Source organism: Halorussus salinus (assembly GCF_004765815.2).
Classification (GTDB): Archaea; Halobacteriota; Halobacteria; order Halobacteriales; family Haladaptataceae; genus Halorussus; species Halorussus salinus.
Genome location: NZ_SBIS02000008.1, coordinates 341,931 through 360,200 on the forward strand (window position 1 = coordinate 341,931; position 18,270 = coordinate 360,200).

The window sequence follows — 18,270 nt, forward strand, 5'->3', positions numbered from 1 at the left end:
GACGACCGGCCGCCGCTCAGTCGTCGGCGACCGCCGCGTTCGCCTCGGTCTGCGCCTCCGCGATGCGGGCCTGCACGTCCACGGTCCGACCCGTCTCGGCGGCCTCGTAGGCGGCCTCAGTCAGCGCCGTCACCTGCAAGCCGAACGACCCCGGCACCGCGGGGTCCGAGTCTTCTTCGACCGCGCGCACGAAGTCCGAGAGCTTTCGCCGGGTGAGCGCGAGGAAGTCCCTGTCGCCCGAAACCTCGCCCTCGTAGGTCGCGCCCTCCTCGGAGACGGTGAGGCGGTCCTCGTCGTACCGGACGTGGCCCTCGGTGCCCCAGAACACGATTCCCTCGTCGGGGTCGCCGTGGGTGCCGTCGCCGACGACGCCGACGCTGGCCGTGACGAGCGAGAAGGGCAGTCGCTCCTCGCCGTCGCAGTCCTCGTCACTGTGGCCGTCGCGGGCGTCCTCGCGGTCGCCGTTACGGGCGACTCCGGCATCGCGGTCCAGCGTGACCGCCAGCGCAGAGTTCACGTCTACCTCCTCGCCGCGGTCGTCGGTGACTGCGGCGACGCGTCGGGGTTCGGCGTCGAGCGTCCAGAGGAGGGCGTCCAGCAAGTGGCTCCCCGAGTCGTAGAGTTGGCCGCCGCCAGAGAGGTCGGGGGCGGTGCGCCACGTCCCGCGCTGGAGGGCTATCCAGTCCTGCCCGAGGTAGGCGTTGACGGCGTGAACGTCGCCGATTCGACCCGAGGAGACCACGCGCTTGAGTTCCCGGAACAGCGGGTCGAAGTGGCGCTGGTAGCCCACTTGGAGGATTCGGCCCTGCTCGTCGGCCGCGGCGACGAGCGAGACGGCGTTCTCGACGCCGGTCACCATCGGCTTTTCGAGGAACACGTCCGCGCCCGCCGCGAAGCAGTCCATCGCCTGCTCGTAGTGGAGCGTGTGGGGCGTGACGATGCTGACGGCGTCGAGGTCGTGGGCCGCCAGCATCTCGTCGTGGCGCTCGTAGGTCGGCGCGTCGGAGGTCGCGGCGAACTCCTCGCGGGCCTCCTCGGACACGTCCGCGCCCGCGACGACTTCCACGTCGTCCATCTCGTCGTACAATTCGAGTTCGATGCTCCCGAGACCGCCCAACCCGACGGCCCCCAGTCGTACTGTCATACCGTCCGCGGGGTAGTTCTTCAATGTAAATCCGTCGATTTAAATTAGTTGCCGGTGATAAAGCGTTCGCGCTGTCAACCCGAACGGCTAACGGTCTCCGGCGTCGCGTCACTTTCCGACAATACGTTCGTCGCGTTATACCCGCTCGTACCCGGCCGGTGACGTATCGCGCTTCGCCCAGAATGCCTAACTTCGGCCGGGCGTTGGTTCTCACAGGAGACCGATACGATGGGGGAAATTGCCGTTATTCATATGGATCTGATGTCCAAAGGGGGTGGCGAAGCGGTCGCGATGAACGTCTTGGAGGCACTACAGGACGACCACGACCTGACGGTCCTAACGCTGACCGACCCCGACCTCCGGGAGTTGAACGACTACTTCGACACCGACGTTGACCCCGCGGCCCTGAGCGTCGAACGGGCGGGCCTCCTCGCGCCGTGGCTCAACGACGAGTTCGGCCTCAAATACTACGTCCTCCAGAACGCCCTGTTGGGTCGCTACGCCCGGCGGCACGGCGACGAGTACGACCTCCTCGTCAGCACCATCAACGAGTTGGGACTCGAATCGAACTCGGTCCAGTACGTCCACTTCCCGTTCGACTGGACGGTGAGTAGCGACGAGCGAGACCACATCTTCCACCCGACCGTCGAGGAGGACTCCCTCTACGAGCGACTGGCGACGCGGGTCGCTGGCGTCGAGCGCGAGGACATCCAGCAGAACGCCCTGCTGGCCAACTCCGGGTGGACCGCCGACGTGGTCGAAGACGCCTACGGAACCCGGCCCGAGGTCCTGCACCCGCCGATAGACACCCGCGAATTCGAGGAGCGACCGTGGGACGACCGCGAGGAGGGCATCGTCACGGTCGGGCGAATCGAGCGGAGCAAGCGCATCAAGGAACTGATTCGAATTACCGAAGGCGTCCGCGAGCGCGGTCACGACCTCCACCTGCACGTCATCGGGCCGACCGTGGACGACGAGTACCGCCGCGAGGTACAAGCCCTCGCGTCGGGCCGCGAGTACGTCGAGTTGGAGGGCGAGGTGCCCCGCGACGAGTTGGTCGAGCGCATCTGCACCCACAAGTACGGCATCCACGGCAAGGAGTACGAACACTTCGGGATGGCCGTCGCGGAACTGGCCGCGGGCGGGGCGATTCCGTTCGTGCCGAACGAGGGCAGTCAGCACGCCATCGTGGACGACCGCGAGGAGTTACTCTACGGGAGCGTCGAGGACGCGAAAGCGAAAATCGCTGAGGTGGCCGCGGACCCCGACCTCCAGCGCGAGTTGCGCGAACCGATGGGTCCCGAGGCGATTCGCCGCCGGTTCGGCCGCGAGCGGTTCCAGCGCCGGATTCGGAAGGTCGTCGCGGAAGCGATGGACCGGCCCGCCGGACGGGTCTCGGAGACGCCGACCGACGCGCCCGCGGAACGACCGGCCAGCGGGGACTGATTTCTCAGACGAGTTCGCGGTACGTCGCTTCCAGCGCGTCGGCCGTCGAGTCCCACGTGTAGTTCTCGCGAGCGTGGTCGCGGCAGGCCCGACCCGCGGCCGCGCGCTCGGCGGGCGCGAGCGCGGCCCACGCTCGCATGCGCTCGGCCAGCGCGTCGGCCGTGACCGATTCGACGACCTGCTCGGTCGGCACCCTGTCGTCGTCCGACAGTCCGGCCAAAATCTCGGTCGTGCCGCCGACCGGCGTGGCGACGACCGGCGTGCCCGACGCGAGGGCTTCGAGCGTCGCGAGACCGAACCCCTCCAACTCGCGGGTCGGCAGGACGAAGCAGTCGGCCGTGGCGTACGCTCGGGGCAGGTCCTCGTCGGGCACGTAGCCCAAGAAGGTCACGTCGTCGGCGATACCGAGCGTCGCGGCCTTCTGTTCTAGCTCCTCGCGGAGCGGCCCGTCGCCCGCGACGTAGAGGTGGGGTCGGTGGTCGGAGGCGCGCGACTCCTCGGCGCAATCGGCGAGGACGCGCTCGAACGCCTCCAAGAGCATCCCGTGGCCCATCCGAGGAGCGAGGCGTCGGACCGTCAGGAAGTCGGTTGGACTCGCCGGGCCGCCGTCGGCCGCCGCGTCGGGGGTCGCGGGGTCGCGCTCGACCATCGGGTCGTAGACGCCCGCGTCGGGGCGGTAGCGGTCCGCATCGACGCCGCCGGGGACGACGGCGGGGTCGGGAATCCCGGCGTCGGCGGCCGGGCCGTGGACCGCCCGGAGTTTCCCGGCCATGAACTCGCTCAGGGCGAGGACCTGCTGGCAGTCGGCGAGGACCGACCGCTCGATTCGCTCGCGGAGCGCGGCGTTGAGGCGTCGGCGCGGGGCCGAGAGCGCGGCGTCGTCCGGACCGGCGGGGTCCGTCGCGGGACCGGTCTCGTCCGCCACGTCGTCGGCGCGGTCGGCCGCGTGGCCCGCGCGGATTCGGTACTCGGTCGGCCACGGGCTGTGGAAGGTGGCGCTCCGGGGCACGCCATCGGACACGAGGAGGTCCGCCAGCGGGTCGGTGACGGTCCCCTGAAGGCTCAGGAGGTCGGGGTCGGGCAGGGCCGCGAGGAGGTCCCGGACTTCCCGGACGGCGCTCGGGAGTTGGCGGGCGATTGCCGGTGCCGAACGCTCGGCGATGTCGAGGTCGTAGCGCGCGACACGGACTCCCGCAATCGTCTCCCGGCGGGGGACCTCGCCCCGGCGGCGCGTCAGGACCGACACGTCGTGGCCCCGCGACGCGAGGCGGCGGGCGGTCTCGTGGACGTACCGGCCGGTGCCGCCGGAACCGGGGTCGGGGTAGAAGTCGTGCGCCGCCACGACGAGGTGCATGGAGGAGCAACGCCGGAGGCGGCCAAATGCTCGGCGGCCGGAGCGGGAGTACGATTTATCCGTCGGGAGTGAGACGCGCTCGATATGCTATCGTCCCCGAAGCGGTTGGCCCTCGAAGCCCTCCCGGTCGCCGGAATACTGCTGTTCTGGAACCTGCTCGCTGGCATCGCGCACTTTCAGAACGTCGGCGGTTCGGTCGGGAGCGCGGGCGTCGTGATGGCCGCGCTCTACGTCGTGGTGCGCGGCGTGGCGCTGGCGTCGGACGTGCTACCTCCGGCGACCGACAACGTGGCCACGATTCTCTACCAGAACGCCCTCCTCGCGCTCCCGGCCGGAGCGTGGTTCGTCGCCGCGATGGTCGTCGGCGCGGTCGAGGCGTACGTCTACGAGTTCACGTGGGTCCTCGCGTCGGTCAAGACCGCGCTCGGCGGCGCTGGCCTCGGCGTCGTCGGTCTCTACGCCGTCGCGGCCGGGCACCGCGAACTCGTCGGCGAGGAGCCAACGGGCGGGCGACCGTCGCCGGACCGGGAGGGCGCGGACGGCGAATCGAGGAGCGGAGGCTCCTCGGCCGACGACTGAACGGTGCCGATTTCGCGCGTGTTCGTCCCTTAGCGGTCGCACAAACCGTCGCTTTCCACCGGTCGCGGGGACCGCAGACCGCCACGGGACGCGCCGCGCCCGAGCGAGCGAAGCGAGCGGCGGCGCGGCGGGGAGGTACGGGGCGCGGTCCGCGGTGCGGCGCTGTCGCGGTCGGCGGCGCTGTCGCGGTCCGATAGGCGTCGGCGATGGTTCACGATGCGGACGCGGTTCGCAGGCGACGGGGCCGCCGTCCGGTCACGGGTGACGCCATCGAGGCAAAGACAACTCTACAATTCCATCGAAATTCTATAGAGACGTTACGAGATTACGAAGGTATGTCTGAAGATTACATATCGTTCTCGGAGTCCCGTCGGTAGTCGTCCAGCCACGGCGGCGCGGACCGGCCGCCCGACCACTCGAACACGTCGCGCTTCTCGTTGGCGTAGTAGCGCCGGTAGGCCTCCACGTAGTCGTCGGCGGTCCACTCGCCGGTCACCTGCGGCGGGTCGCTCGGCTCGCCCGGCCAGTCGAGGTCGGCCAGAAGCGACTCGTCCAGCGATTCGACCGTCGCCCAACTGCCGTGGGTCTCCTCGGGCGGGTGGTCCCACCGGTAGCGCCACTCGTCGTGAGCCGCCGCGGTGTAGGCGTAGAGGAGGTCCCAGTTGTCGCGGTGCGCGGCGGCCCACCGCGTGAGCGGGTGGTCGGCGTGAGTGTAGTAAAGGTCGTCAGATTCCGGGTAGCCGTTCAGTTGGACCGCCGTCGTCAGGACCATCGCGTTCTCGAACACCGACGAGAGGACGTGCGGGTCCGCGAGCCACCGCGCCGTCCGGTCCAAATCCCGGTCCAGCCAGAAGGCGTTGACCATGAAGCGAGGAGGCATCCGAGCGGCTTAGGCACGGCGGCGTCAGTCCGCGCCGGACGGCGCGGACCGACCGAACTCCGCGGGCGAGTGGTCGTCGCCGGTCTCGTCCCGACCGTCCGTAGCATCGAGCGCGTCGATGTTGGCGAACAGGAAGCCAGCGAAGCCGACTCGAATCAACAGGGCGATGTACTGGTTGAGGACGTTCCCGCCGAACGTCGTGAACAGCCCCGTCAGCGAGAGGAAGGCGAAGGCGATGAGCATCCCGATGAGGAACAACAGGAGGTTGCGCGACTTCCAGTGGAGCAGTCGCCGCTCGTCGGGGAGCGCCTGCGCGGTCCGCCAGACGGGACCCACGAACAGGTACGCGACGACGAGATGGCCGCCGATGACGACCACCGTCGAGACGAGAGCTATCAGCCCGCCCATCGGAGTGCCGAACTGGAACGCCACGACCTGCACGAACGGGAGCGCCGTGACGACGGCGAGCATCCGACGCGAGACCCCCGCCAGCATCGCGGTGACGAACCACAGCACCGAGTAGGCGACGACATCGTTGACGAAGGTCGGGAGGAGGACCGTCTGCCCGCCGACCGCGACCCCGCCGAGTCCCGCGGCCGCGAGGAAGCTGGTCGCCCCGCCGAGACCGACCACGAGCAACAGGAGGTGGCAGTATCGCCGGAGCCGGTCCGGCACGCTCCGAGTCCGCAGGAGCAACACGACGAACGTCAGGACGTACACGCCGCCCGAAATCGAGTGCAGCGCCGAGACGCTAATCATCGTCACCACCCCCGACGCCGCCGGGAGCGGTCCGAGGAGGCCCGGCGCTGGTACCGTCGTCCCGGTCGAGGCGCGTCGGTTCCTCGTCCCGGTCGAGGCGGGCGGTCCCGTCGCCCGTCGCGTCGTCGCGCGTCTCGAACGCGGTCAGCATCGAACGCAGGTCCTCGGTGCGGTCGGCGAGCGCGTCGGCGCGCTCGCGCACGTCGCCCATCGTCTCGACGGTCTCGTCGGCCGTCCGCGCGAGTTCGTGAGACCGGTCGGCGACGTTCGTCGCGGCCTCGCGGACCGTCTCGACGGTCGCGGCGACCTCCTCGGTCGCGGCCGCGCCGTCGTCGGTCGCGCGACTGATCTCCGACATGGCGTCGTCCACCTCGCCGACCGTCGTGGTCAGGTCCTGAAGCGTCTCGCCGGTACCGGTCACCGTCTCGACGCTCGTGTCGATTCGGGACCTCGTGACGGCCATCTCGTCGGTCACGTCGGTCACGTCGGCGCGAGCCCCCTCGATTATCGCGTCGATCTCGTCTATTGCGTTCTGCGTCTCGGTCGCGAGGGCCTTCACCTCGTCCGCGACGACGGCGAACCCGTCGCCGTCGGCGTCCGCGTGGGCGGCCTCGATGTTGGCGTTCAGCGCGAGCATGTTGGTCTGTTCGGCGATGTCGTCGATGAGACCAGTCGTCGAACCCACCTCGTCCATGCGGTCGTCGAGTTCGTCCACCAACTCGGCGAGCCCCGCGACGGCCTCCTCGATCTGCTCGATGGCCTCGATGGCCTCGGTCGCGCGTTCCGCGCCCGTCTCGCCGACCTCGGCCGCGGCGGCCGCGTCCGTCGCCACTTGGTCGGTCGTCGAGGCGACCTCCTCGATGGTGGCCGAGAGGTCGTTGGCCTCCTCGGCGACGTTCGCGAGCTGGTCGGTCTGGTCGGTGATGGCGTCCGCGAGTTCGCGGATGTCGTCCGCGAGCGCCTCGTGGGACTTCTCGACCGCGGCGGCGTCGTCCGCGACGGCGTTGCTGGCGCGTTCGACCTCGGCGGCGAAGTCGAGAATCTCCTCGATGGTGGCCGAGAGCGACACCGCCATCTCGTCGTACGCGCCGCCGATTCGGTCTATCGCCTCGATTTCGCCGTCCGTGTTCAGTTCGGTCGTGAAGTCGCCGTCCGCCGCCGCCGACATCGCGTCGCCGATCTCCGCGGCGCGGTCGAGGAGCAGTTCGTTTCGCTCCTCGGCCCGGCGCTTGGCGCGTTCGGCCTCCGTGCGAGCCGACTCCGCGCGTTCGCGCTCGTTCTGGGCCTCGGCTCTGGCGGCCTCCGACTCCTCGAACGCCTCGTCGAGCGACCGCCGCATGGTGTCGAACGACGACGCGAGCCGTCCGAACTCGTCGGCCCGCTCGCTCTCCGGTGCCACGTCGAGGTTCCCCTCCTCGATGGCCTCGGCGGCGTCGGTCAGGTCCCGGAGTTCCACCCCGACGCTACCGCCGAGGACGATGCCGAGGAGTCCGACGTGAAGCGCGACGACGAACAGCGTTCCGGCGACTGCTTGGACGGCGTTACCCCCAGTCCGTGCCGCGTCCATCGCAAAGAGGACGCCGAAGGCGATAGTCACCGCGAGCGTGACGCCGAGCGTAGCCCCGATTCGACGACTGTACTTTCGTAAGACCCACCGAAGTGGCGACCGTAGCTCCATCGACAGTCGCTTTTTGACAATTGTATTTATAATCCACGGACGACTTATCACGCGATATAACATCGGTTTCAAGCCCCTGAAAACGCGTTTTCTGGCGGATGCCGAGCTAGTTCCAGTCCAGTAATATTAATTTGCCTTAATTATAGTGTGGGTAACAAACAGTTTGCGCGGAACTGGTGCGTGGACGACGAAGGGACCGAGAGCGTCCCGACCGGCGGCCGACGGCGAACAGCGTTTTACCCGTCGCTATCGTGCATCTGCAGGAGACTATGGCGGAGTACGACTTCGACGGACGGGTAGCGTTCGTCACGGGAGCGGCGCGGGGACAGGGGCGCTCGCACGCCGTCCACTACGCCGAGAACGGGGCCGACGTGGTGTGTGCCGACATCTGCGAGACCGCCGACGAATCGACCTACGAGTTGGGCGACGAGACCGAACTGGACGAGACCGTGCGCGCGGTCGAAGAGCGCGGCCAGTCGGCCCTCGGCGTCCAGATGGACGTGGCCGACGAGGCCGAGGTCGAGGCGGGCGTCGAGACGGCCCTCGCGGAGTTCGGTCGCATCGACATTCTGGCGAACAACGCCGGAGTCGCGCCGGTCTCGGGGCTGATGGAGTTGGACGAGGAGACGTGGGACCACGCCCTCGACGTGAACCTCAAGGGGATGTGGCTCTGCGCGAAACACGTCGGCCAGCACATGGTAGAGCGCGGCGAAGGCGGGCGCATCGTCAACACCTCCTCGACCGCCGGGATGGTCGCCTCGCCGGGGTTGGGCCACTACACCGCCGCGAAACACGGCGTCTTGGGCCTGACGAAGACGCTGGCGATGGAGTTGGCCCGGTACGACGTGACGGTCAACGCGGTCTGCCCCACGGCGGTCGATACCGCGATGACCGGCGGCATCGTCGAGTCCATCGGCGAGGAGATGGCCGAAGTCGCCGAGCAGTCCGGCCCGGACAACGTGCTGGGCGAAATCGTCCAACCCGAAGACGTGAGCGCGGCGTTCATGTGGCTGTCGAGCGACGACGCCCGGTTCGTCACCGGCATCGCCTTACCCGTGGCCGCGGGGGCGACCGCGATTTGACCGACTCCGACCCGACAGGGAGGCATCATCCGTGAACTGGAACGAATTCATCGACTACGACCGGAATCGAATCGCGTGGTGGCTCTACCTGCTGGTGCTGGCGGTCGGCGTCGTCTACGTCGGCTACTCGTTCGTCGGGATGTTCGTGCTGGGCGTGTTCCTCTACTACGCCTCGCGGCCCGTCTGCGACCGCGTGAGCAGTCACGTGGACAACGACGGTCTGGCCGCGGGCCTGACGCTGGCGGGCATCGTGACGCCGATACTTCTCGTCGTGGGCTACGTCCTCTTGGCGGGACTGCGCGACGCGGCAACGCTGTCGGGAATGCCGGGAAGCGGCCTACTCGCTCCGTTGCTAAACGTGGACCAACTCACGACGAACCAGCAGAGCCTCGTCCAGACGCTCGTGGAGAACCCGTCGAGAGTGGGGTCGCTGGGTACCGACCGAATCAGACAGGTGGCGACCGCCGCGACGACCGCGCTCGGTGCGGTGTTCGGAACGCTCGTCCTCCTGTCGCTATCCTTCGGGTTGGCGTTCTTCCTCCTGCGGGACGACGACCGCATCGCGGCGTGGTTCCGCGACGAGGTGGCCTCGCCGGGGTCGGCGGCCCACGCCTACGCCTACGCGGTGGACGACGAACTGGAGACGGTCTTCTTCGGGAACGTGCTGTTCGTGGCCACGATGGCGATTCTGGCGGCGGTCGTCTACTACGGATTCAACTTCATCGCGCCGCCCGCACTGACCATCCCCTTCGCCATCCTGCTCGCGCTGCTGACAGGGGTCGCCAGCCTCGTCCCGCTCGTGGTCGGGAAAATCGTCTACGTGCCGGTGGTCGGCTACCTCGCGTGGGTCGCGGCCGGGAGCGGGAGCGCGTCGATGATATACCCCGTCGGTCTGCTGGTGGTGTCGTTTCTCGTCCTCGACATCCTGCCCCAGACGTTCCTCCAGCCCTACATCTCGGGCAACGAGATTCACATGGGCATCATGATGTTCGCGTACCTCCTCGGGCCGATGCTGTTCGGGTGGTACGGGTTCTTCCTGCTTCCCCTCTTCTTCGTGCTAGTGATTCAGGCGGTCCGCATCGTCGTGACCGACCTCATCCACGCCGACGAGTTGACGCCGGACGTAGACGCCGCGCCCTCGCTCGGCGAGCGCGACCTCGGTGACTTGGGCGACGAGGACGACGAGGACACCGACGACTCGTCGGAGGGTGCCTCGTCGGCGTCGTCGTAGCGTCTCGCCGACGCGGACGAACTTCTCTCTCCGACGCTACGGCAGGACGAACACTGGCGTCCCCGGATTCCCGGCGTCCCGGTACCCGAGCGACCGGAGCGCGTACACGAGGTCCGCCAGCGCGTAGTCTCGGCGCTCTGTCGCCGGGTTCCCCGCGTCGGTGAACTCGGCGGTGCGCGCGCGGAGCGCGTCCAAGTCCACGGTACGAGGGCGCTCGCTCGCGGACTCGTCGGCGGGCGCGTCCCCCGACGGTGTGTCGCCCGACAGCGCGTCAAGCGCGGAGCGAACGGGCGCGTCCGCGGCGTCGAGGTCGTACCGGTCGCGTTTCCGTTCGACGCGCGCACGGAGGTCGTCGTGAGTCCGACGCGAGGAGGCTTCGGGGTCCCGGACCTCCTCGACATGGGCGACGAGTCGGCGGTTCTCCTCGACCGCTTCGGTCCAGTTCTCGACCGCTTCGACCGCGAGGTCCCCCAAATCGTCCGCGTCGCCAGCGAACCGGTACTCGTCGGGCACGCAGTCGTAAATCCACGGCTCGTCGCGCACCACGAGGACCTGCCCGCTGGCGGCCTGCTCGAAGGGCGTCCGGGCCAGCGTCTCGTACTCGCTGGCACAGACCGCGAGGTCGCCGCGAGCGAGGGCCTCGTCGTAGGTCTCGCGGTCGGCCTCGGGGTACGCCTCGACCCACGGCAGGTCGGCGTAGGCGTCGGGAATCGGCTCCATGCTGGTCAGCAGGGTCTCGACGCCGAACTCGTCGTTGAGGCGCTCGCCGACCGCCAGTAGCCTGTCGGCGTGCTTCTTCTCCCAGAGCGACCCCGCGAGGTGGAGCAGTCGCGGTTCGTCGGCGTAGGACTCGGAGAACGCCGAGGAGTCGATGGGACTGCCAGTCTCGATTGCATCTTCGAGCGCGGCATCGACGACTTCGGGTCGCAGGACCTCGGTCGCGTACTCGCGGAGTCGGTCGGCGTCCACGCCCGCTTTGAACCAGATGCCGTCGGTGAAGACGCTACTGGCCATCTCCATCCGGCTCTGGAACGCGTCGCGGTGGTCGCAGTAGCGGTACTTGAACGGCACCTGCAGGTCGTGGACGTTGGCGATGACCGCGAACGGAGCCACGTCGGCCGCCCAGCGGTCGGTCTGGCGACACAGCCACTTGCGCAGGTCGAACCGGCCGGTCCGGCGCTGGTCGATGACGGCGTCGAGGTAGGCTCCTCGGTCGTAGATTTCCCGCTCGACGGCGGCGAGTTCGGCCCAACTGTAGCCGCCCTCGGTGAAGAGGTCGGCCGCGTCGGTGGCGGCCGCATCGTCGGCCGAGGAGTCCCCGTCGGGACCGAACGGCTCGGCTCGAATCGCGGTGACGCGCTGGCGGTCGGCCGCGATTGCGTCGTCGGGCACGCTCGGCGGGACCAGCCAGTAGACGTGCATCGAGGAGTCGCGGTCGAGCCACCCCCGGACCCACGTCACCGCGTCGGACAGCGTGCCGTTGGCGCTCGGGTCGTCGGGGCGATAGAGTTCCGGGATGACGAGGACGCGCATGGTGGAGCAGTCGGGTCCGCGGACGGGGAAGACGGGAGCCAGCGGTTTGTAAATCTCGGCCGGTGCGTCGGAGTTGCAGTCGGGGGCGAGAGGACATTCAAGATTCGAGTGCGAGAAGACTTTCAAGATTCGAGTGTGAGCAGGCGTTCGAAGGGAGAGAGAAGCGGGCTACTGCCGACTCCAAGGAGTCACCGCACAGCTACCGCGAGCCTCGCGCCTCCCCAACCGCCTGTGCTACTCGCTCCGCTGCGTTGCTCGTCCCTCGCACGAGTTGGCGCGCCACGGAGGGCGCGCCAGCGCGCGCCGGGTGGAGAAGTTCATCGGATGATACTGCGAGATGGTACCACCGCGATACGAGTCCCGACTTCGGAGTCCGGGACGGTAGCCCGTCGCGGACCTGATTCCGAAACCCTTAGCCACCGGAGCGCCAAGCCCGAGCCAATGAGCGACCTACTGGTCCGCGCCGCCCGAGGAGAGCGAACCGAGCGACCGCCGGTCTGGCTGATGCGACAGGCGGGACGCTACATCCCCGAGTACCGCGAGATTCGGGAGGACTACACGTTCAAGGAGGCCATCTCGACGCCCGAAGTCGCAGAGCGAATCACCCTTCTTCCGTGGGACATCTTCGAGCCGGACGGTCTCGTTATGTTCTCGGACATCCTGACGGTGCTGGAACCGCTCGGACTGGACTACCACATCGAGAGCGGGACCGGCCCGGTCATCGAGAACCCCGTGACCCGGCCCTCCGAAGTGCCGGAGGACCACACCGACGTGCGCGAGGAGCTAGATTACGTGGGGGCACTCCTCGAACGCCTCCAAGAGAGCGTCGGCGACCGGACCTCCATAATCGGCTTCGCTGGCGGTCCCTTCACCCTCGCGGCCTACGCCGTCGCTGGCCAGCCAGCGGGCAAGAAACAGAAGCCCATCCGGCGCTTCCGCGTCGAGTACCCCGAAGCGTTCCGGAGCCTGCTCGAACGCTTCGCCGATGTAGTGGTCGAGTACGTCGAGTATCAGGTCGAGGCGGGCGCGGACGTGATTCAACTGTTCGACACCTACGCCGGACTGCTGACGCCCGACGACTACCGGGAGTTCGTCCAACCGCTCCACCAGCGCATCTTCGAGGCCTGCGACGTGCCGGGCATCGTCTTCGCCCGGAATCCCGGCGGAAAGCTCGACCTGCTGGCGAACTCGGGCGCGGACGTAGTGAGCCTCGACTGGACGATGGACATGGCCGAGGCCCGCGACCAGTTGGGCGAGATGCCGGTACAGGGCAACCTCGACCCGAGCTATCTGCTGGGCGACGACGAGTTCGTCCGCGAGCAGACCGAGCGCGTCATCGAGAAGGCCGGGCCGGAGGGCCACATCCTCAATCTCGGCCACGGCATCGACCGGGAGACGCCCGTCGAGAACGCGAAGGCGTTCGTGGAGACGGCGAAGAACTGGGAGTGGTAGGGGCACGGGGAGTCGTAGGAGCAGAAGACTGACGACACCGCCAGTCACCAGCGGACGACCGTTACCGGAGCGCGTACAGCGCGCCGTTGCGACCGCTCTCGGAGACGTTTTCCGTCGCGACGAACACGGTCCGGCCGACCGACGCGACTCCTCGGACCGCGCCCCCGGCGTCGAACGACCACCGCTCGCGCCCATCGAGCGCGAACCCGAGGAGTCGATTCCGTGCCTCGCCCGGCGTGTCGGGGTCGGCGGACGTGCCCACGAGGACCGTCTCGCCGCCGACTGCGACGGCAGTGACCCAGTCGCCAGTCTCGACGCGCCAGCGTTCGGTCCCGTCGGAAAGGGAGTGGGCGACGACGGCGTGGTATCGCTCGCTGTCCTGACCGCGGCGAAGTGACGAGAAACACTGCCTGCCACGGACTGCGGGCGACCCGACCGCGACGGGAGCCTCGTCGTCCGTGACATCGACCGCGCTCCACTGGCGTTCGCCCGCGTCGGCGCGGAACGACGAGAGCGCGCCCTCCTCGGGCGCTTGTGAGTAGCTTTCCGACCCGACGAGGACGCGGCCCTCGGCGACGACCGGGGAACGCGTGAACCCCGAAATCTCGGCCCGCCAGTCCGTCGGCGGCGAACTGCCGGTGAGTACGTTGCTGACTCGTCTGGGACTGTACCGATGGAGGTCGTACGTATCCGTCACAAACAGCGACCCGTCGGCGATTGCAGGATGGGCTTGAGGGCCGCCGTCACCGGTCCAGCGTACCCGACCCGAGTCGGCGTCTAGCGCGGCGGAGTCGGGGTTTCCGCCAGCGAACACAGTCCCGTCGGCGACGGCGACGCCGTGTACGTCGCCGACCGAGGAGCGCCAGCGTCGCTCGCCGGTCGCGGCATCGAGTGCGGTGAGATCGGTCGAGTTACCCCAGCGCGCCCCGGCGTAGAGCGTGTCGCGGTGGAGGGCCAACGTCTCGCCGCCGACGCTCGCGGTCCACTCGACGCGGCCCTCCTCGGGGTCGAGCGCCGCGACGCCCTTCCCGCCAGCGTGGATTTCGCCGCCGACGTAGACGCGCTCGGGACCGACGACGACGCACTCGGGTTTTTCGACCGGGCGGGCGCGCCACGCGACCGCGGGGTCGGTCGGCGGGTCGGCGTGGCGATTCGCGGCGCGATTCCGGAGGTCGTAGCGGTCGCGGGGCCACGTGCCGAACGAGGGCCGCCCCGTCTCGATGGAACCGATACCGACGAGCATGCTGGCACCGCCGAGCGCGACGACGCCGACACCCGAGGCGAGGAGGCGGCGGCGAGAGCAGTCGGAGGGCATCGTTCGGCGTGAGACGGAACTGCGGGAAAGAGCCTTCGGTTCGCCAACAGGAAAAGGCATCAAGGGACTATGGAAAACACATGTAGAAAGCCATTGAGTGAAATCGTATAAAAAATATTGACTAATATAATATAAATCATTAACTCTCCGGTGGTATCGAGTCATCTGAATCTTTTTTCTTTGTTGTTGCTATCAATTGTAGAACTTCGTTAACTCCTGCCACAAGGAGCCGGTCAGAAAAACCAGCAACAAATGCAACCGCAAGTATAAATCCAGTAGTCATAAACCGGGTAGACAAAATTCCGGACATAATCACAATATAAAAGAACATAGCTGCGACGCCTCCGACAAGAATTCTAGCTGTTACAAGACGGAAAGCTATACTCAATTGTGGAGAACCAAAATCAGGGCTGATTTCGAAAACTTGATTTGACCATGTGCGTATATTATTTACGACCGATCCTAATAGCCCAAATAAGAATACTAAAACGAAAAATATATTATTATTTAATAGAGGCGAATAATTTAGGTTTGGTGGGCAGTTCTCTAAACCACTCGTTCCAATTATACAACTTAAATCATTAAATCGTTGAGGAGCAGCTAAAATAAGTAGAAAAAACGAAGATATAAATAAAGTAAGTAATATTATAAAGATTGAGAGAAGAGATTTAATTGTTGTAATTGCTTCTAGCTCATGAACAACCGGTTCGTAAGCTCGTTGATATTTTGACCTAAGTTCCTCGGGCGAAATATCGTCTTTAAGCTCTCCAGAGTTGAATAAACTTTCAGTTAGTTCTTTAACCTCGTCCTTATCATAATATGCAGCTGCAATTTGTGGAACTTGCTTGGCAAACGACTCTAATTTTGAATGATCTTCTATTATTTTCTCATCTAGATATTTAAATATGTATACTTTTTCTTCTGTTGACTTATAGAAATATCTAAGCGAAGACAAATAATCACCGGATTCCAGTGCAGCATCTGCCCATCGAAGAAAGCGCCTTGCCGTTTCTATAGCATTTTTTGCTTTTTCTTTAGAAGAATTATCTTGGTTATTGTCAAGTAGAACCTCATATCGCCTCAGCTCCTGTCGGTAAGAAATAATTGATGTTTCTAAATGTCTTCCTAGCCGTTGATCGCTCTTTAGTATTTCATGTTCTCGTGGCTCTTGCTCAGAGGTTTCATTATCCAATAGGGAGTCTAAGAGTTTATCCAGTAATTGAGTAGAGCCATTTCCACCATTTGATTGGTCATCTGTCATTCTTCATCTGTGAAAAGGACAACTTTTTCCAACTATTTTCTTTCGGTTGGGGTCATCCCCCCACGATATTATTTGAACTAATTTATATTTTTATTATTTATACTATCCGCGAGGAGTTCGGCTTCTCGAAGCCGACTCGGGACGCCCATCCGGGCGGTGTAGTTGGTCGCCAGTCGGACGCCTTCGGGCAACTCGACGCGCTCGATTGCGTCCCACGAGGAGTCGTAGGCCGGGAACCCCCGGCGGTGGTGAGCCACGTCCACGACCTCGGCTCGCGCGCCGGTGACCTGCTCGAACTCCTCGGCCGCAATCTCGCCCATCGTCTCGTCGCTCTCGTCCAGAATCTCGGGGTCGTGCATCCCGCCGAGGAACGCCGTGACGACGCCGCGGTCGAACATGCTCGCGTTCCACGAGACGCCCAGCGTCCGGAGGTCGGCGTCGAAGCCGACCTGATAGCCGAGTGCTGGCTCGACGCCCGCCGCGTCGAGGTCGGTTTCGAGGTAGACCATCGCCAGCGGATTGTAGTTCAGTTCGCGGAGCGCGTCCGCCGCGTCCGGTGCGAGGTCGCTCACGAGGTCGGCCGTGAGGTCCGCGGGCGTCGTGAGGACGATGCGGTCGAACTCGTCGGTCCCGTCGGGCGTGTCCAGTTCGTAGGTCGGGGGCTCCTCGCCGTCGCCCTCGTTGCCGTCCTCGTCACCGGTCTCTCCCTCTCGAATCGCCGTCACGGGCGTCTCGAAGCGGACGTTCCCGGCGTGGGCCTCGGCAAGCGCTTCCGGAAGTCGTTGGAGACCGGCGTCGAACGAGATGGCCGGGGGCGTGTCGCGCCCGCCCGCGGTCCGGTGGATGGCGGCCTTCAGCAGACTGCCGTATCGCTGTTCGAGTTTCACGAAGCCAGCGAGCGCGTGGGCAACCGGCATCTCCGCGGGGTCCGAGCCGTAGATGCCGCCGAAGAGGGGACCGAGCAAGTTCCGGTAGGTCTCCTCGCCGAACTTACGGGTGAACAGTTCGGCGGCGGACTCCTCGGGGTCGGCGGGGTCGGTGAACGGCTCCGCGAGGACCTGCCGCTTGGCCTCCGCCGACAGCAGGTCGGTCTCGCCGAACTCGGTCGGGGAGAACGGCGCTGGTCGAATCGCGCCGTCGGCGTAGACGCAGATGGGGAGGTCGGGGTCCGCGGTGCGGACCGCCGATTCGAGGTCGAGGTCCCGAATCAGCGCGTCGATGCGCTCGGTGCGCCGGACCCGCTGTGGCCCCCACTCCACGACGTGGCCGTCGATGCGGTCGCTCCGAATCACGCCGCCGGGTTCGGCCGCGGCCTCGAAGACGGTAAACTCGACGCCGCGGTCGGCGAGGTAGTGGGCCAGCGTCAGGCCGGTGATGCCAGCGCCGACGATTCCGACTGAGGTTTCCAACGGTTCGGCGACCGACGCGTCGTCGCCGTCGGTTCCGTTCTCGCCGGTCGTCATATCCGTTCGACGGGGGCGTTCAGGCACATCGCGTCGGGCGAGTCCGAACACTGACACTGGCGGTACTGGTAGTAGCCGGGGTCGAACTCGCCGACGAACGGTTCCACGAGGTCGCCCAGCACGGACCGGAATCGGTCGTCGTCGTGCGGGACCGGCACGCGGTAGAAGTCGAGGCCGACCGCTTCGGCCTCCTCGCGGAGTTCGTCGTCCAGTTCCGAGAGGGTCTCGCTCTGCTCGTGCATGAAGCTGATGGGTTCGACCACGATGCGCTCCACGGAGTCGTCCTCGCCGAGTTCTTCCACGACCTCCTCGACCTCGGGTTCGGTCCACGGGATGTCGCGGTTCTCGTGGTTCTGGTAGCCCAGCGAGTAGTCCTCGACGCCGAGTTTCCGCCCGACGACTTCGCAGAACTCCTCGACGTAGGTGTCGTAGCGGCTCCCCTCGTTCAGGTAGTGGCGCGGCGTGCCGTGGGCGGAGTAGACGAGTTCGGTGCCTTCGTCGTGGAGGTCCACCCCGTGGGCGTCGGCGAAGCGTCGGACGTTGTCGGCCCGAATCGCGTTGTACTGGGGGTGGCGGTGCCAGCCCGTAATCTCGGCGACGGGCACGTCCCAGTCGAGGTCGTCGGCCGCGTTCCGAAGCTCCTCGTTGGCCGCGATGGTCGTGGAGGCACCGCAGAGCGGGTAGATGGGCAGGGCGACGAGTTGGTCCACGCCGTCGTCGTGGGCCGCTTCCACGGCGTCGGCGATGAACGGCTCGGTGAACTGCATCCCGAGGTACGTCTCCACGTCGTAGCCCCGGTCGAGGAGTTCGTCGGCCAGCGCGTCGGCTTGGGCCTTCGCCTGCGGGTCGAGCGGGGAGCCGCCGATCTCCTCGTACTCCTCGATGAGACCGGGCGCGCGGCGTTCGGCGAGTTGGCGGGCGCGCTCGCGCTTCTCTTCTTCGGTGTCGGCCTCCTCCAGCGAGGCGTTGTTGAGGAAGATGCGTTCGAGGTAGGCGACGACGTTCTCGCGGGTCGGTTCCGCAGGCTCACCGAAGTTGAGCAAGACGACTCCTGTGGTCATAATCGGGTCTTAGGACAGTGCAATGTAATAGC

Annotated in this window: 15 protein-coding genes; 5 read left to right on the plus strand and 10 right to left on the minus strand. The window is 66.2% G+C overall.

Going from position 1 to position 18,270, the window contains the following annotated elements:
* Positions 1-16: 16 nt before the first annotated feature.
* Positions 17-1,144: a Gfo/Idh/MocA family protein gene (locus tag EPL00_RS18640; RefSeq protein ID WP_135854049.1), complete on the minus strand. Its 1,128-nt coding sequence runs from the start codon at positions 1,142-1,144 to the stop codon at positions 17-19.
* A 252-nt stretch (positions 1,145-1,396) separates the two neighbouring features.
* Here EPL00_RS18640 and EPL00_RS18645 point away from each other — a divergent pair, with 252 nt between their 5' ends.
* A complete protein-coding gene (locus tag EPL00_RS18645; protein ID WP_162224268.1) occupies positions 1,397-2,590 on the plus strand; it encodes a glycosyltransferase family 4 protein in 1,194 nt (397 codons plus the stop codon).
* 4 nt (positions 2,591-2,594) lie between these two features.
* Here the strand turns inward: EPL00_RS18645 and EPL00_RS18650 are convergent, their stop codons facing one another.
* Complete coding sequence (locus EPL00_RS18650; RefSeq protein ID WP_135854047.1) at positions 2,595-3,944, minus strand: glycosyltransferase family 4 protein; 1,350 nt, start codon at positions 3,942-3,944, stop codon at positions 2,595-2,597.
* A gap of 84 nt (positions 3,945-4,028) precedes the next feature.
* On the opposite strand from EPL00_RS18650, the gene EPL00_RS18655 reads away from it, so the two are divergent.
* On the plus strand, positions 4,029-4,523 hold the full coding sequence (locus tag EPL00_RS18655) for a hypothetical protein (RefSeq protein ID WP_135854046.1): 495 nt from the start codon (positions 4,029-4,031) through the stop codon (positions 4,521-4,523).
* Between the two features lie 346 nt (positions 4,524-4,869).
* Here the strand turns inward: EPL00_RS18655 and EPL00_RS18660 are convergent, their stop codons facing one another.
* From EPL00_RS18660 to EPL00_RS18670, 3 genes are read right to left on the minus strand one after another with little or no spacing between them, the layout of a single operon-like run.
* Positions 4,870-5,388: a hypothetical protein gene (locus EPL00_RS18660; protein ID WP_135854045.1), complete on the minus strand. Its 519-nt coding sequence runs from the start codon at positions 5,386-5,388 to the stop codon at positions 4,870-4,872.
* A gap of 39 nt (positions 5,389-5,427) precedes the next feature.
* Positions 5,428-6,162 (minus strand): G protein-coupled receptor family protein, encoded by a 735-nt coding sequence (locus tag EPL00_RS18665; protein WP_135854044.1) that lies wholly within the window; start codon positions 6,160-6,162, stop codon positions 5,428-5,430.
* On the minus strand, positions 6,155-7,840 hold the full coding sequence (locus EPL00_RS18670) for a methyl-accepting chemotaxis protein (RefSeq protein ID WP_135854043.1): 1,686 nt from the start codon (positions 7,838-7,840) through the stop codon (positions 6,155-6,157). Before EPL00_RS18670 ends, EPL00_RS18665 begins: the two co-directional genes overlap by 8 nt.
* A 269-nt stretch (positions 7,841-8,109) precedes the next feature.
* Between EPL00_RS18670 and EPL00_RS18675 the strand changes: the two genes are divergently transcribed.
* Positions 8,110-8,922 (plus strand): mycofactocin-coupled SDR family oxidoreductase, encoded by an 813-nt coding sequence (locus EPL00_RS18675; protein ID WP_135854042.1) that lies wholly within the window; start codon positions 8,110-8,112, stop codon positions 8,920-8,922.
* A gap of 31 nt (positions 8,923-8,953) precedes the next feature.
* A complete protein-coding gene (locus EPL00_RS18680) occupies positions 8,954-10,153 on the plus strand; it encodes an AI-2E family transporter (protein WP_135854041.1) in 1,200 nt (399 codons plus the stop codon).
* Between the two features lie 36 nt (positions 10,154-10,189).
* Here the strand turns inward: EPL00_RS18680 and EPL00_RS18685 are convergent, their stop codons facing one another.
* Entirely contained in the window at positions 10,190-11,686 is a 1,497-nt protein-coding gene (locus EPL00_RS18685; protein ID WP_135854040.1) for a glycosyltransferase, read from the minus strand.
* Positions 11,687-12,127: 441 nt separating this feature from the next.
* Here EPL00_RS18685 and hemE point away from each other — a divergent pair, with 441 nt between their 5' ends.
* Positions 12,128-13,138, plus strand: coding sequence for a uroporphyrinogen decarboxylase (gene hemE / locus EPL00_RS18690; protein ID WP_135854039.1), 1,011 nt, complete (start codon positions 12,128-12,130; stop codon positions 13,136-13,138).
* Between the two features lie 61 nt (positions 13,139-13,199).
* Here the strand turns inward: hemE and EPL00_RS18695 are convergent, their stop codons facing one another.
* The 4 genes from EPL00_RS18695 to hemH all read right to left on the minus strand — a co-directional run bounded on the left by EPL00_RS18695 (position 13,200) and on the right by hemH (position 18,238).
* Positions 13,200-14,453: an outer membrane protein assembly factor BamB family protein gene (locus EPL00_RS18695; RefSeq protein ID WP_162224269.1), complete on the minus strand. Its 1,254-nt coding sequence runs from the start codon at positions 14,451-14,453 to the stop codon at positions 13,200-13,202.
* 139 nt (positions 14,454-14,592) lie between these two features.
* Entirely contained in the window at positions 14,593-15,714 is a 1,122-nt protein-coding gene (locus tag EPL00_RS18700) for a hypothetical protein (protein WP_135854037.1), read from the minus strand.
* A gap of 77 nt (positions 15,715-15,791) precedes the next feature.
* A complete protein-coding gene (gene hemG / locus EPL00_RS18705) occupies positions 15,792-17,177 on the minus strand; it encodes a protoporphyrinogen oxidase (protein ID WP_135854036.1) in 1,386 nt (461 codons plus the stop codon).
* The gene (hemH, locus tag EPL00_RS18710; RefSeq protein WP_135854035.1) at positions 17,174-18,238 is read right to left on the minus strand and encodes a ferrochelatase; all 1,065 of its coding nucleotides are present in this window, start codon (positions 18,236-18,238) and stop codon (positions 17,174-17,176) included. The genes hemG and hemH overlap by 4 nt, the downstream gene beginning before the upstream one ends.
* Between the last annotated feature and the right edge of the window lie 32 nt (positions 18,239-18,270).